The sequence below is a fragment of the Atopobium minutum 10063974 genome, assembly GCF_000364325.1.
In the GTDB taxonomy this organism is placed as follows: domain Bacteria; phylum Actinomycetota; class Coriobacteriia; order Coriobacteriales; family Atopobiaceae; genus Atopobium; species Atopobium minutum.
The window spans coordinates 961,639-975,653 of record NZ_KB822533.1; the positions used below are offsets into that span (position 1 = coordinate 961,639).

General features: G+C 49.1%; 12 protein-coding genes. All 12 read right to left on the reverse strand.

Annotated features, from left to right (window positions below):
• Positions 1 to 67: 67 nt before the first annotated feature.
• The 12 genes from HMPREF1091_RS04420 to der all read right to left on the reverse strand — a co-directional run bounded on the left by HMPREF1091_RS04420 (position 68) and on the right by der (position 13,999).
• Positions 68 to 577, reverse strand: a complete 510-nt coding sequence (locus tag HMPREF1091_RS04420; RefSeq protein WP_002563633.1) for a helix-turn-helix domain-containing protein — start codon at positions 575 to 577, stop codon at positions 68 to 70.
• A gap of 127 nt (positions 578 to 704) precedes the next feature.
• Positions 705 to 2,564, reverse strand: a complete 1,860-nt coding sequence (locus tag HMPREF1091_RS04425; RefSeq protein ID WP_002563634.1) for an ABC transporter ATP-binding protein — start codon at positions 2,562 to 2,564, stop codon at positions 705 to 707.
• 5 nt (positions 2,565 to 2,569) lie between these two features.
• The gene (locus HMPREF1091_RS04430) at positions 2,570 to 4,321 is read right to left on the reverse strand and encodes an ABC transporter ATP-binding protein (protein ID WP_002563635.1); all 1,752 of its coding nucleotides are present in this window, start codon (positions 4,319 to 4,321) and stop codon (positions 2,570 to 2,572) included.
• The gene (locus HMPREF1091_RS04435) at positions 4,314 to 6,173 is read right to left on the reverse strand and encodes an ABC-F family ATP-binding cassette domain-containing protein (protein WP_002563636.1); all 1,860 of its coding nucleotides are present in this window, start codon (positions 6,171 to 6,173) and stop codon (positions 4,314 to 4,316) included. Before HMPREF1091_RS04435 ends, HMPREF1091_RS04430 begins: the two co-directional genes overlap by 8 nt.
• A gap of 4 nt (positions 6,174 to 6,177) precedes the next feature.
• Positions 6,178 to 7,020, reverse strand: a complete 843-nt coding sequence (locus HMPREF1091_RS04440) for a deoxyribonuclease IV (protein WP_002563637.1) — start codon at positions 7,018 to 7,020, stop codon at positions 6,178 to 6,180.
• Entirely contained in the window at positions 7,017 to 8,246 is a 1,230-nt protein-coding gene (gene coaBC / locus HMPREF1091_RS04445; RefSeq protein WP_002563638.1) for a bifunctional phosphopantothenoylcysteine decarboxylase/phosphopantothenate--cysteine ligase CoaBC, read from the reverse strand. Before coaBC ends, HMPREF1091_RS04440 begins: the two co-directional genes overlap by 4 nt.
• A 7-nt stretch (positions 8,247 to 8,253) precedes the next feature.
• Positions 8,254 to 8,988, reverse strand: a complete 735-nt coding sequence (locus HMPREF1091_RS04450; RefSeq protein WP_002563639.1) for a zinc ribbon domain-containing protein — start codon at positions 8,986 to 8,988, stop codon at positions 8,254 to 8,256.
• A gap of 72 nt (positions 8,989 to 9,060) precedes the next feature.
• Positions 9,061 to 10,227, reverse strand: coding sequence for a cysteine desulfurase family protein (locus tag HMPREF1091_RS04455; protein WP_002563640.1), 1,167 nt, complete (start codon positions 10,225 to 10,227; stop codon positions 9,061 to 9,063).
• Between the two features lie 11 nt (positions 10,228 to 10,238).
• Positions 10,239 to 10,913 (reverse strand): ribulose-phosphate 3-epimerase, encoded by a 675-nt coding sequence (gene rpe / locus HMPREF1091_RS04460; protein WP_002563641.1) that lies wholly within the window; start codon positions 10,911 to 10,913, stop codon positions 10,239 to 10,241.
• Positions 10,914 to 10,993: 80 nt separating this feature from the next.
• A complete protein-coding gene (locus HMPREF1091_RS04465) occupies positions 10,994 to 12,010 on the reverse strand; it encodes an NAD(P)H-dependent glycerol-3-phosphate dehydrogenase (protein WP_002563642.1) in 1,017 nt (338 codons plus the stop codon).
• Positions 12,011 to 12,015: 5 nt separating this feature from the next.
• Positions 12,016 to 12,684, reverse strand: coding sequence for a glycerol-3-phosphate 1-O-acyltransferase PlsY (plsY, locus tag HMPREF1091_RS04470; protein WP_002563643.1), 669 nt, complete (start codon positions 12,682 to 12,684; stop codon positions 12,016 to 12,018).
• A gap of 1 nt (position 12,685) precedes the next feature.
• Positions 12,686 to 13,999, reverse strand: coding sequence for a ribosome biogenesis GTPase Der (gene der / locus HMPREF1091_RS04475; RefSeq protein ID WP_002563644.1), 1,314 nt, complete (start codon positions 13,997 to 13,999; stop codon positions 12,686 to 12,688).
• Between the last annotated feature and the right edge of the window lie 16 nt (positions 14,000 to 14,015).

Here is a 14,015-nt window from a genome sequence, read left to right on the forward strand (position 1 = left end):
GCAACGTCTGTGGGCCTGATGGTCAGGCTTGGGTGCTACAGGTAGTTCTCAGGTAGTTCTCAGGTAGTTACCTATGGGAACGTAGACGATACAAACCATACAGTGTCAGCACGAGTACGAGCGGGGCAATTCTTACAAACACCCACTCAAGCGCATGCAGTCCAACAGCTACAATCATCAGCTCTGGATCTGCAGAATCCCAGTTGAGATAGGAACCATCAAGCGTTATAAAGAAAATAAAGAGCAGTACCACAAGGGTGCACAGAGCGATAAGCGCAATTTGAAGACGCTTTTGTCGATCGTGTTTTTGGTCTGCAAGCTGTTGATTGATTAGCTCCAATTTAGTGGCAAGCGTTTTAAGTTCATCTGCTTGTTGTTCTGGAATATCCTCACCAAGCAAGGTGCTTACGGATGTATCCAGCACTTCTGCAAGTACTAGTAGCATATCCGCATCAGGAACAGAGAGTCCCTTTTCCCATTTAGAAACGGTCTGTCGTACGACATGAAGCTTCAAAGCAAGTTCTTCTTGCGATAAGCCCTGTGTTTTACGAAGCATCTTGATATTGGTGCTGAGCATAGCGGTACTCCTTTGCTACAAAACTGCTACAAAAACGTATGCAACCCTTTATCTAGCACCATCGTATGCATATGCGTTCGTTGCTGGTAGCAATGCAAACTAACAAGGCTTTTGAACTGCAGTTCTTTTACGCATTTTCAAACTGGCTCTGATACAACGTGGCATAAAATCCATCTTGAGAAAGAAGGTCATCGTGGGTGCCGCGCTCGATGATTGTGCCGTTGTTGATAACTAAAATGCAGTCGGCATTGCGGATCGTAGAGAGACGATGTGCTACCACAAGTGACGTACGACCCTGCATCATGCAATCAAAGGCATCCTGTACTTGTCGTTCGGTACGGGTATCAATAGAGCTGGTAGCCTCATCCAACAGCAAAATGGAAGGATCTGCCAACATAACACGAGCGATGCACAACAGCTGGCGTTGACCTTGGCTTAACAGGCCACCCTCTTCATCAATCAGCGTATCGTAGCCTTTTGGAAGCTGCTGGATGAACTTGTGTGCATGAGCCATTTTGGCAGCCTGTATGATTTGCTCGGTCGTTGCATCAGCTTTACCATAGGCAATGTTTTGTTTAATCGTTCCCTTAAACAGCCAGGTATCCTGTAAAACCATGCCAAAAGCCTCCCGGAGACTTTCTCGCGTGGTCTTTGTAATGTCCTGACCATTTACCACAATTTGCCCGCTAACGGGATCGTAAAAGCGCAAAAGTAGGTTGATGAGCGTAGTTTTGCCACAGCCCGTTGGTCCAACCAATGCAACGGTTTGTCCTGGTAGCACATGGAAACTGAGATCATGCAAAAAGGGTTTCTCGCGCGTGTAGGAAAAGGATACGTTTTTAAACTCAATTTCACCCTTTTTGCTGGTAGGCAATGGCTGTGCATGAGGATTCTCGGTGCTTTCTGGAGCATCAAGAAGCGCAAGAATTCGTCGCGCAGATGCAAAAGCCGTTTGAATTTGTGTTACTACAGCAGAGATCTCATTAAAGGGTTTCATATATTGGTTGGAGTACGCCAAAAAACTTTGCACCTGACCAGCGGTAAGGACGGATGGCACACCAGTAAGCATGCAGACAACGCCTACCACAGCCACCACGGCATAGGTGATGTTGTTAACCAAACGTGTGCTGGGATTGGAAAGTGAGCTTATAAACTGCGCTTTCTCCCCTGCAACGTATAGATCTTGATTAATATGGCCAAACTGCTTTTGTGCTGCTGTTTGATAGCCAAATGCGGCAACCAGGTTTTGATTACCAATGAACTCCTCTGCATAGCCACCAAGATTACCCTGCAGTTGCTGAGCGCCCGCAAAATATCGTGCCGAGAAACGCGCAATAAGGCTTGCCGCCACAATGGACAGCGGAGTGATAAGTATCACAATAAGTCCTACGGGAATAGAGATACTAAACATAAAAACCAGCGTACCAACGATAGTTACCATTCCCGTAAAGAACTGGCTGAGTCCCTGAAGCAAGCCGTCACCCAGCTGATCAACGTCATTGGTAATGCGAGAAAGCAAATCACCATGAGCATGAGAATCAATATATGATAAAGGAAGGGTATTAAACTTGTCATATGCCAGGGTACGCAGGTCTCGCACGGTTGTGTAAGACAGCCTATTGGTACTGTAGCTGGCAACCCACTGTAACAGTGCAGCACCAGCCATGACAAAGGCACTTTGCTGCAAGAGGGTAAGCATTGGTTTGTACAATACGACACTAGCGCCAACAAGCAAATCTATGCCTCGTCCAATAAGAATGGGAACATAAAGCTGCAAGACAACCGATCCAGCGCTTGCAACAAACGCTATCAAAACCAGCCATATATGAGGTTTTATAACCGAGAAAATCCACCACAAGACCTGTTTGACCGAATAGGAGCTGGCATCAAGTTGGTAAGCGTTGTCGTGCGGTTGCTTGGGATCGGTATTACGAATGGTAGAGATAACCGCCGCTCCTCCGCCGGCACCAGTATATGCATTTGCCATCTGCGCTACACCTCCTCTTTGCTTAACTGAGACAAACAAATCTCCCGGTAGATTGGACAGTCTCGCAAAAGCGTTTCATGGTCTCCCAAACCGGCAACACGTCCATGATCAAGCACTAAAATGGCATCAGCATGCATAACGGCGCTGACGCGCTGAGAAATAATAATGCTTGTTACCTCCTCACCCAGGTTGGCAAGTGCTGCACGGAGCCGAGCGTCCGTTGCAAAGTCCAATGCAGAGGCTGCATCATCCAACACCACTATGCGTGGCATCTGCACCAAACTACGTGCAATGGTTAGGCGCTGGCGCTGTCCTCCAGAAAAGTTTTTTCCTCCAGCTTCTACCACGCTGTCCAGCTGATTAGGTTTTTGTGCAACAAATTCTTGCGCTTGAGCCACAGTGAGCGCATCCCAAAGCTGCTCATCTGTTGCCGCAGGATTTCTCCACAGTAAGTTGGAACGAATGGTGCCACTTATCAATGAAGTCTTTTGAGGCACATATCCTACGAGTTCATGAAGCTGTTGGAGCGGATAGGCTTGAATATCGGTGCCAAACAAACTAATAGAACCACTGGTCATATCGTATAGGCGGCATATGAGTTGTGCCAGACTGGATTTACCAGATCCGGTACCACCAATGATACCCAGGGTCTGACCAGCCTGAATGGAAAAACTTACGTCATGCAGTGCAAGCGCTTCGTCATGCGTGGCTGCGTTATAGCTAAAGTTTACGTTTTCAAAGCGTAGAGCAGCTGCGGTGCAATCAAGTTCTACGCGGGTGCTGGGTACCGTAATGCTCAGGTGGGTGTCCAGCACCTCGGCTATACGCATGGAAGAAGCCCAGGCACGCAAGAAAACAATGACCAAATTAGCCAAATATCCTATGGAGATCAGCGTTGTAGTCATGTAGGAAACACAGGCAATAACCTGGCCTTGTGTTAGCGTGCTGCCCGGAAGTGTGTCTCCCGAAATCCATACTGCTGAAATCCACAAAATGATAAGGATCGCACTATACATGACAAAAAACGTAGCGGGATTAAGCAGTGCACTCAGTTTACCTACGCCAATGGCTATTTGTGCTTGGTTTTGTGCAGCTGCCGAGAAACGCTTGGATTCATAGGCATCTTTTCTGAATGCGCGGATAACACGCACGCCTGAAAGGGCTTCTCGCGTAATTTGAGAAACCGTATCTAATTTGTTCTGCATATCCTTATAAAATGGAATTGACGCACGCATAATAACAAAGAAAATGACGCTTACGAGTACCGTACTTATCAGCGCCACAGCACCAAACGCAACGTTTAAAGAAAAACAGGCAATGATAGAGCCGATTGCTAACAAGGGCCAGCGTGTGAGCTGACGTATGCCTAGAGCAATGCCAAGTTGGATTTGATTTACGTCATTGGTAAGACGGGTAACCAGTGAAGGTGTACCAAAAAAATCAAGCTCGGCAGCAGAGAACTGTGAAATATGTTCATATAAGGCATTACGAATGTCCGTACCGATACCCTGGCTACAGACAGAAGCACACTTTTGGCATATCAAGGTAAAGCAATAACTTACCGCGGCAAAGAGCAAAAGCAAGGCACCCAGGCCTATAACCGCAGCTACATTATGGGTATGTACGCCATGGTCAATCATGCGCGCTATCACAAGCGGTGTGAGCACCTCAAACACAACCTCAACCATTTTGGTAAGAATGCCCAAAATAGCTTTTGAAGTGTAGGGTTTCATAAATTGTTGCAGAAGCCTACGCATTGCGCTGCTCCTCCAATAGCTCTTCAAGCTCAAGCCACTGCGTTTCCAGTTCCTCTACCCTTGCCTGTGCTTGTTCTAGCTCCTCTTGTAAGGCTTGGAGCTTGGCAAAGTCCGTTGGATCTGCCTGATGCATTGCTTCAACAATCTGATGAGACTTTTCAGATGCAGTAGCGAGCTTACGTTCCACAGAGTCATGACGCTTGCGCAGCTCACGCAGCTCCGCATTGGAACGTTTTTTCACTCCAGAGGGACAGGGCCTCGCTGTGCTTGTCTTGGTCTGCTCAGCAGAACCCTGTTGAGCATCCTGAGGCTTTGTCACAGTGTTACTTGTACGAACAGGCGTATGCGCAGCCAGCAGCTGAAGATACTCAGCTACGCCACCAGGTACATGGCGTATGTGTCCATCAATGAGGGCAAACTGATTATCTGTTACACGCTCCATCAAATAGCGATCATGGGTAACCACCAGCATCGACCCGGGCCAGCTGTCGAGAAGATCCTCAAGAATGGTCAGCATATCGGTGTCCAAGTCATTGCCCGGCTCATCCAATACCAGTACGTTGGGCTCTTCCAACAGTACGCACATAATTGCAAGTCTGCGCGCTTGCCCACCGGAAAGGTCACATACACGGCTCATAAGCTCCCGCGTATCAAAGCCAAGACGCTCCAGCAAACGCTCCGGGGAATACGTCTTGCCATCAATGTAATAGCTGTTTTTATACTGACCCAGTACCTCGCGTACGCGCCACGTTTGTTTATCTGCCAAGGCATCCATATTTTGTGTCAAAAAGCCAAACTGTACGCTTTTTCCGATGCGTATACTGCCCTGTGTTGGCTGTATGGTTCCCGTCATGAGTTTGAGAAGCGTCGTTTTACCAGCGCCATTCTCGCCTAAAATGCCCCAGCGATCACCAGGACCAACCAGCCAATCTACCTGCTCTATAACGGGTTTATCGGCATCAGCATATGAAAACCCGGCGTTTTTCATCTCTATGACCATCTTGCCTAAGCGCGCCACTGCTAAATGCTTGAGCTCTAAGGGATTGCGCAGTGGAGGATCATTGGCGATAAGTTCCATTGCGGCATCAATTCTAAACTTTGGTTTAGAGGTTCGCGCCTTAGCGCCATGTGCTAACCAGTTAAGCTCTTTGCGCAGCATGTTTTGACGGCGCTCTTCACTTACCGCTTCCTGGCGTTGACGCTCTACACGCTGCTGAATATAGGCAGAATAACCACCCTCAAATGGATCTACCACACCGTCATGGACTTCCCACATGCTCAGGCATACTTCGTCCAAAAACCAACGGTCATGAGTAACTACCAGCAGCGCTCCCTGACCTGTTTGCCAGCGGCGCTTGAGATGAGCGGCAAGCCAGCTAATAGCGGCCATATCAAGGTGATTGGTAGGCTCGTCCATGAGCAAAACATCCCAGTTGCCAATCAACACTCGTGCCAAATCCACTCGCCTGCGTTGACCACCAGAAAGTGTACCCACCAAGGTTTCCCAGTCCATATCGGACAAAAGTGCAGCGATAATCTCACGGATAGCTGGATTGGATGCCCATTCATAATCAGGCATCTCCCCTACCACCGCTTGATGTATGGTTAGCGCATCGTCAAGGGCATCTTTTTGGCTTAGGTAGCCAACACTTACGCCACCACGCCAGGTAATCTTGCCTGCATCAGGCTTAAGTTCATGAGCAATGAGCTGCAGCAGTGTGGATTTACCATAGCCGTTTTTACCCACAATGCCTATGCGATCGCCCTCGGTAATTCCCAGCGTCTGATCAGAAAAAACCTTTTTACCAGGCCATTCATGAGATATTTTTTCACAACCAATAAGAATTCCCATGGGCTTAGGCCTCCTGAGCGGCTGCACGTAATAGGGCGATTTCGGCTGCATAGCCATTCAAGGATGCTTGGGGCGTCTCCAAAATCATAGGCAAATGAGCCACGCGTTTGTTGTTTACTACCTGCTTAAAAAAGGGCAATCCCAAATACCCCTCACCTATCTTCTCATGCCGATCCTTGTGTGAGGCGCAGGGATTTTTAGAATCGTTGAGGTGCAGTGCCTTAAGACGAGAAAGGCCAAGCACTCGATCAAACTCATCCAGCACTGCATCAAAATCTTGTACAACGGCATAGCCGCCATCATGGACATGACAGGTGTCAAAACAAACACTCAGCTGATCACCATGGTGACAGGCATCAATAATCGTAGCAAGTTCCTCAAAGGTTCTGCCAAGCTCAGTGCCTTTGCCAGCCATAGTTTCCAACAACACCGTAGTATGCATGCCTTCAAACAAAATGGAGTCAAGACCATCTGCGATGAGTTGCATACCTAAGGTAGCTCCCTGTTTGACATGGGAACCAGGATGAAAATTATATAGATTACCTGGGAGTTGCTCTAACAATTCAAGGTCTTCTCGCATGGCTTGTTGTGCAAAGTTACGCGTGTGTTGCGTTGCAGAGCAGAGGTTATAGGTATAGGGTCCATGTACCACAAGCGGCCCAAAGCCCTGCTCTGTTATAAGATTGCGCAATGCTGTCACATCAGCCTCAGGAACATGCTTTCGAGAACCGCCACGCGGATTGCGCGGAAAGAAGGCAAAGGTATTGGCGCCAATGCTTAAGGCCGTCTGACCCATTGCAGCATACCCATCTGAAGAAGAAAGATGACATCCCAGATAGAGCGTCATGAGCCGGCCTCATTCATGCGTTGTATCAACGCGTCTATAATGTGCGCTGCGACTTTGTCCTTGCTCATGGTGGGCAGCTGTTCAACTGCGTCTTTGGTAATCAGGGCAACGCGATTGGTGTTAGACCCAAAGCTTGAATCGGGGCATGAAACATCGTTTGCCACAATCATAGAACACCCCTTTTGCGCCAGCTTGGCCTGAGCATGTTCTATCAGTTGATCCGTTTCTGCCGCAAAGCCAATCACCACGCGGCCCTGTGCTTGAGCGCTTATGTGGGCGAGAATATCTTGAGTCTGCACCAAATCCAGCTGATCAAGCAGCTCATATGCCTTTTTGAGCTTATGGTCCGATGGATGCGCTGGTGTATAGTCTGCAACTGCTGCAGTAAGAATGGCGGCATCAGCGTCTGAAAACGCTTCTACAACTGTGTCATACATCTGTGCAGCAGAGGTAACCGGAAGCGTTGTTACACTCCAAGGTGCTTCTTGGGTAACAGGACCAGAAACCAACACGACGTTTGCGCCAGCATTGCGTGCTGCGCGAGCCAAAGCATATCCCATCTTGCCAGACGAAGCATTGGAGATGTAGCGCACGGGATCGATGGCTTCATGGGTGGGACCAGCTGTAATAACTACTGTCTTGCCTTTTAGGGGCATGCCAGATGTGGCTTGTTCTAAGCTGCAGCATACGGCATCTACAATGGTAGAGACTTCAGCTAGTTTACCCGTTCCCATCTCTCCACAAGCAAGCATGCCAGAGACGGGATGGACAAAGCGCACGCCCCTATCCATGAGCGTTGCTACGTTTGCGCTCGTTGCAGGATTGTTCCACATGCGGGTATTCATAGCAGCAGCTACCACGATGGGCTTCTCGCAAGCTAGCAAGGTGGTGCTCACTACCTCATCTGCAAGACCGTGAGCCATCTTGGCAAGGATGTTTGCCGTGGCCGGAACCACTACCACCACATCGGCCCAAGCACTCAGATCAATGTGAGGAATACGCGACTCAGGATAGTCATACAAACCCGTGGCAACGGGATGCCCCGAGAGCGCTTCAAAGGTGGTGGTGCCTACAAATTTGCAGGCATCGGCTGTCATGGCAACGCGGACATCCATTTCTGCCTTTTGGAGGCCGCGCATGACTTCGATAGCTTTGTAGACCGCTATGCCACCGCTAACCAATAAGAGCACATGGCGCTGTGCTGTATCTGATGAAGAAGCAAGCATGGTACACCTACTTGTTTTGAGCAGTATATGAGGGATCAACGACCACTAATATCCTATGACAGTAGGGACAGGTGGTGATATCTGTGTTCTGAGCGCGAATATCCGCGTATGAGCTGGGCTGCAGAGAAACGCGACAAATTGAGGGGTTGTTGCCTATAAGTCGCTCCACCGCAAGACCCTCAAAGCGCTTGAGGGCGTGCTCATAGGTATTAAGTAGCTCAGGATCCAGTTGAGCTACCAACTGTTCGCGCTCCTGATTGAGTTGCGCGATGGTGGCGTTGTTCTGCTCACTTGCTGTTTTATAGGCAGCTGCTTGGGCTTGAGCTTCACTTTGTAAGGTACGACCCAGCGTACGAGCTTTTGCCTCGGACTCTTGAAGCTTTGCAAGGTCTTTATCGAGCATTTGCTTTTCAAAATCAAGGCGCTCAATGCGCTTAGCAAGATGCGTAAGCTGAGACTCGAGGTCTGCAATGGCACGATAATCGCTGGTAGTATGCATCTTGGCGGAAACCTCTTCCACCAAGTCAAGCATGTGTTGATGTGTGGCACGATTGTCTTCCAGCTCAATTTGGACGTCCTTGCGTGCACCCACCAACTTAGTGAGCTCAGTACTCAGGCTGTGAGCAGCCTGCTTGATTTTGCGAATCTTATCCTTTTGGGGAAGAGCGGCGTAAGCCCGCTTGGTACGAAGTAACTCCAAATCGACTTCTTGAAGTCGCAAAAGAGCGTCGGTCTGCGTCATGTAGACTCCTGAATAACGGGTCCGCCTTTATTCGGTTGAAGACGAACAAGATGGTCTTGTTTCTAGTAGTTTCTAGCGATAGGTTTTTACTATCTGTAAAAGCGTATCGCAAAATGCGTCAAGTGCCTCTGGAGAAACGCGCTCATCAAAGGAAATACGAAGAGAGCCAAACGCCAATGCGCGGGGAATACCCATAGCAGTTAACACATGGCTGGGATCAAGCGATGCGGAAGAGCAGGCAGACCCAGCGGATACTTCAAACTTTGCGGCATCAAGCTGTAGTACCAGCGTCTCTGAATCCAGACCATCTACGACGATGCTCACTAAACCGGGCAAGCGATACTGATCCATGGTGGCTGTTGTGGTCGGAAGAATATGGCTGTTCTCTACACACAGGCGGTCATAGACCTTTTGAGCCAGTGCCGCTACCTGCGGTCGCACCACATCCATTTGTTCTACGACCATTTGAGCGATCTTTGAGAAAACATAGGCAGCCTGTACATCTTGTGTGCCGGGACGACGCCCAAGCTCTTGTCCCCCACCAAAGGTCTGTGCTTTAAAGGGACAGTTGCGCCGCAGTGCTAATACGCCCACACCAATGGGCGCACCAATTTTGTGAGAAGCAATACTGAGTGCATCCACCTGATCAAGAACAAGGGGAACACGCCCAAATGCCTGAATGGCATCCGTATGAAACGCTGCCTGATGTGTGTGCGCCACCCGTGCAAGGGCATCCACATCGTTTATGATGCCTGTTTCATTATTTGCATACATGATAGAAACGAGCGCCACTCGCTCATCCATATGTTTTTGCAAATCTTCTGGATGAACGGTACCGTCGGATTGAGGGGGTACCAACACCACTTCAAAGCCACGCTCGCGCATGGCAGGCACCAAATCAAGCACGGAATCATGCTCAATGGCCGAAAAAATAACCTTGGTACGTGCAGGATCTTTCTTGTGTACTGCTTGCGCAATGCCATAGATGGCAAGATTGTTGGCCTCTGTGCCACCAGAAGTAAACACGATGTCTGTTGGCCTAAAGCCTCCTCCCAGCGCTTGTGCTATACGCTTACGAGAAGCCTCGAGTTCTTGTGCAGCCATTCTGCCTAAGCTATGAAGCGAGTTAGGATTAGCCCCCGCAAAAGGTTTTTCTCGATATTCTTGCATTGCAGCATATGCTTCTTTCCTTACGGGTGCAGAAGCGGCATAGTCCAAGTAGGTAAATTCTGATGTCATACAAACCTCGGTTATACCTGCGGATTCATAGCGGTATTACCAGCTGCGCGCAGCTCAGAAATATTTTGAGCATAGTCTCCCTTAAAGACTGCGCTTCCGGCTACCAGCATAGTTGCTCCACAGCTGCAAACCTCTTGTGCCGTTTGTGTATTGATGCCTCCGTCTACCTCAATGAGGGGTGATACACCGGCCGCTTGGCACAGTGCACGAACCTTCTTGAGTTTCTCGGCCGTGGTAGGAATATAGCTTTGTCCACCATAGCCCGGATTGACGCTCATAATAAGAATCAAATCCACATCATGCACCAGTGAATCAAGCATGGCAACAGAGGTACCAGGATTGAGCGCTACACCAGCAAGAGCACCGCGCTCATGAATACGAGAAATAATGCGGTGTGCATGCTTGGCAGCCTCTACATGAAAACAGACAATGTCTGCACCTGCATCCAGATAGGTATCCACCATCTCATCTGGGTTGCTAATCATCAAATGCACGTCTACGGGAAGCTTGGAGTACGCTTTAACCTGCTTGAGTATGGGGATGCCAAAGGAAAGATTGGGAACGTAGTTGCCATCCATTACATCAAAGTGGATGTAATCAGCTGTTGCAATCTTATCAAGCTCAGCACCAAGCTGCATAAAGTCTGCCGATAAGACCGATGGAGCAATTAAAACTTCCTGGTGCATAGGTTCATCCTTCCCAAGCAACGGTTTATCCTTTCCAAGCAAGTGGTACGAGTGTTACAAGCTTACATTCACTACGAGCACTATGAGCGCTCAAATCCGTAAAATTCGCTCCGTGGCTTGCGCCCCAACAGCTCCTTGAGCCCTTGTTCAAGCGACACGCCTTCATACAAGATAGTATAGATTGCTTTGGTAATAGGCACCTCAATGTGCTTATCAAGAGCAATTTCATACACGCTTTTTGCAGCACGCGCGCCCTCTACAATCATGTGCGTTTGTGCCTCATACTCCTTGAGTGTTATGCCTTGAGACAACGCCACGCCAAAGCTGCGATTGCGTGAATGCTTGGAGGTGCAGGTGGCAACAAGGTCTCCCATTCCAGCAAGGCCCATACAAGTAAGCGGGTCGCCGCCGCAGGCGCTTACAATACGGCCAATCTCTGCTAAGCCGCGCGTCATAATAACGGCAAGTGTGTTGTCTCCTTGGCCATATCCTGCAGCCACACCCGCAGCAATAGCAATGATATTTTTAACAGCACCACATACTTCTACGCCAATCACATCAGTAGAAATATAGGTTCTAAAACTTTGCGATAAAACCAAATTCTGAAAGCGCTCGACCACATCCATGCGCGGCCCTGCAATAACAGAGGCTGCCACCTTGCCCTTACAAATCTCTTCTGCATGGTTGGGACCCGATAGCACACATACCAACTCTGGCTCACCCAGCTCTTCTGCAACCACCTCTGCCATGGTTTTGGCGCCTTCATGCTCCATTCCCTTGGTAAGTACCAAAGAAGGCGTACCAGTCGTACGGTAAGGAGCCACTTGCTTAGCAACCTGGCGTAAATGTGCAGATGGAACTACAAACAAAAGCTCAGAAGCGCCTTTTACAGCTTGCTGAATGGAGTTGGTAGCCCATACCGTGCTTGGCAACTCATAATCTGTAAGGTAGCAGGGATTATGATGAGTCGCACAAATGGCCTCTGCCACCTGAGGAGAATGCGCCCACAGCGTGACGTTATCTACATGAGGGGCAACCAACCCTGCTGCGGCGGTACCCCAAGAACCCGCTCCTACTATACAAACGGTATGCGACATAGCTACTACTCCCCATCAGAAGAATGGAAAGAAAACCGCTGCTCTTCCCCATGAAATAGCTTCTCTATATTATGACGATGCGCCCACAGAACCACGCAAGAAGCAAGAACAATACTCATAAGCACATTTGGAAGTGCATGGTACAAAACCGCAATCCATAAAGGCATAGAAATTGCAGCTGCCACCGATCCTGCGGATACCAGTTTGGTGGTAAGTACAAGCGTAAGAAATACTGCTAAAAGACCCACTGCCACTAAGGGTGCATAGCCAATGATGGCGCCAAATCCTGCAGCAATGCCTTTTCCACCTTTAAAATGCAGATATGGCGAGAATACATGGCCTACGATGGCCGCCAAAACCACAATGCCACCAATCCATCCCCAGCTACCGTCTGGCATAGTGGCAGCACTATTGCCTGCTGCAAGCGTTGTGAGCACCACGTAACGGGCAACAACACTGCAAAGAATTGCCTTGCAGGTATCTGCTAAAAGCGTTGCCGCTGCAGCCGCTTTACCCACAGAACGTCCCACGTTGGTTGAGCCAATATTGCCCGAACCCATGGAACGAATATCGGTATGCGTGGTCAGTGAGGTGATGATAAGACCGAACGGAATGCCACAAATCAGATAGGTACCAACAGCTAAGCAGACCGTAATGAGCAGTGGATGTGCCATGTTAGTCCTTCTTGCGAAATCTCAGACGGATAGGAGTGCCCTCAAGCGGATAGGCTTCACGCAAACGGTTTTCCAAATAGCGCTCGTAATTATCGTCAATCAAATCTGGTGCGTTACAAAAGAACGTAAAGGTAGGTGGGTTAACCGTAACTTGTGTAGCATACTGAATCTTTAAGCGGCGGCTCTTATCAACAACCGTATGTCCGGTTTCCCGCAGGCGCACAATGAGCTTATTCAGTTGAGCCGTTGAGATACGAGAAGCACGTGTAAGTGCCACCTGAGAAGCCAGGGGCAAAACCTTATCGATACTGCGACCTGTCAGTGCGGAAATGCGAAGAGTGGGTGCCCATGAGGCAAAGGTAAGCCGCAGCTCCAACGAGTTCAGAACCTTCTCGCGCTGCTGATCATCTTCAAGCAAATCCCACTTGTTAAGCAAGATTGCCAAAGCACAGCCACGCTCAATGGCCAGTGCCGCAATCTTTTGGTCCTGCTCGGTAACACCATCAAGAGCGTCGATGACCAGCAAACAAACATCTGCTTTTTCCATGGCGCGCAGGCCACGCACCATGCTGTAGTACTCAATATCTTCGTGAACCACATGACGCTTACGCATGCCCGCAGTATCTACCAGGCGATATTTTTGACCCGCCTGCTCGACTACTACATCTATAGCATCGCGCGTGGTGCCTGCAACATCAGAAACAATGGAACGGGCTTTTCCAGCAAGCCTATTGGTCAGCGAAGACTTACCCACGTTAGGGCGGCCTACAATGGCCACGTTAAGCATGTCGTCGGTATAGATCTCTTCTTTTTCCTCTGGAAGGACGGCGATAATATCGTCAAGGAGATCTCCCGTACCATGTCCATGGATTGCAGAAAGCGCAATGGGCTCACCAATACCTAAAGAGTAAAAGTCCCAAATCTCACCTTCATGGGCAGGGTTATCCAGCTTGTTGACACACAAAAAAACAGGCTTTTGCGTCTTGCGCAGGATGCGCGCTACCTCTTCGTCCTCATCGGTAACGCCTACCGAACCATCAACCACAAAGATGATGGCATCCGCCTCTTCACAGGCAGCAACTGCCTGTTCACGAATGCGTGAGGCAAACACATCCTCAGAACGAGAAGGCTCCATACCACCCGTATCAATCAGGATAAAATCGCGACCAGACCAGTCTGCTTCATGATAGGAACGATCGCGGGTAACACCGCGCGATTCATGAACAATAGCCTCTTTATCTTGTGCAATGCGGTTTACCAATGTGGATTTGCCCACATTAGGACGACCAACAACCGCAACGATTGGTTTTGTCATGCGTACGTTCTCCTTA

Coding starts and splice junctions, on each gene's coding strand:
- HMPREF1091_RS04420 (WP_002563633.1), bottom strand. CDS start 577: ATGCTCAGCACCAATATCAAGATGCTTCGTAAAACACAGGGCTTATCG.
- HMPREF1091_RS04425 (WP_002563634.1), bottom strand. CDS start 2,564: ATGGCAAATGCATATACTGGTGCCGGCGGAGGAGCGGCGGTTATCTCT.
- HMPREF1091_RS04430 (WP_002563635.1), bottom strand. CDS start 4,321: ATGCGTAGGCTTCTGCAACAATTTATGAAACCCTACACTTCAAAAGCT.
- HMPREF1091_RS04435 (WP_002563636.1), bottom strand. CDS start 6,173: ATGGGAATTCTTATTGGTTGTGAAAAAATATCTCATGAATGGCCTGGT.
- HMPREF1091_RS04440 (WP_002563637.1), bottom strand. CDS start 7,020: ATGACGCTCTATCTGGGATGTCATCTTTCTTCTTCAGATGGGTATGCT.
- coaBC (WP_002563638.1), bottom strand. CDS start 8,246: ATGCTTGCTTCTTCATCAGATACAGCACAGCGCCATGTGCTCTTATTG.
- HMPREF1091_RS04450 (WP_002563639.1), bottom strand. CDS start 8,988: ATGACGCAGACCGACGCTCTTTTGCGACTTCAAGAAGTCGATTTGGAG.
- HMPREF1091_RS04455 (WP_002563640.1), bottom strand. CDS start 10,227: ATGACATCAGAATTTACCTACTTGGACTATGCCGCTTCTGCACCCGTA.
- rpe (WP_002563641.1), bottom strand. CDS start 10,913: ATGCACCAGGAAGTTTTAATTGCTCCATCGGTCTTATCGGCAGACTTT.
- HMPREF1091_RS04465 (WP_002563642.1), bottom strand. CDS start 12,010: ATGTCGCATACCGTTTGTATAGTAGGAGCGGGTTCTTGGGGTACCGCC.
- plsY (WP_002563643.1), bottom strand. CDS start 12,684: ATGGCACATCCACTGCTCATTACGGTCTGCTTAGCTGTTGGTACCTAT.
- der (WP_002563644.1), bottom strand. CDS start 13,999: ATGACAAAACCAATCGTTGCGGTTGTTGGTCGTCCTAATGTGGGCAAA.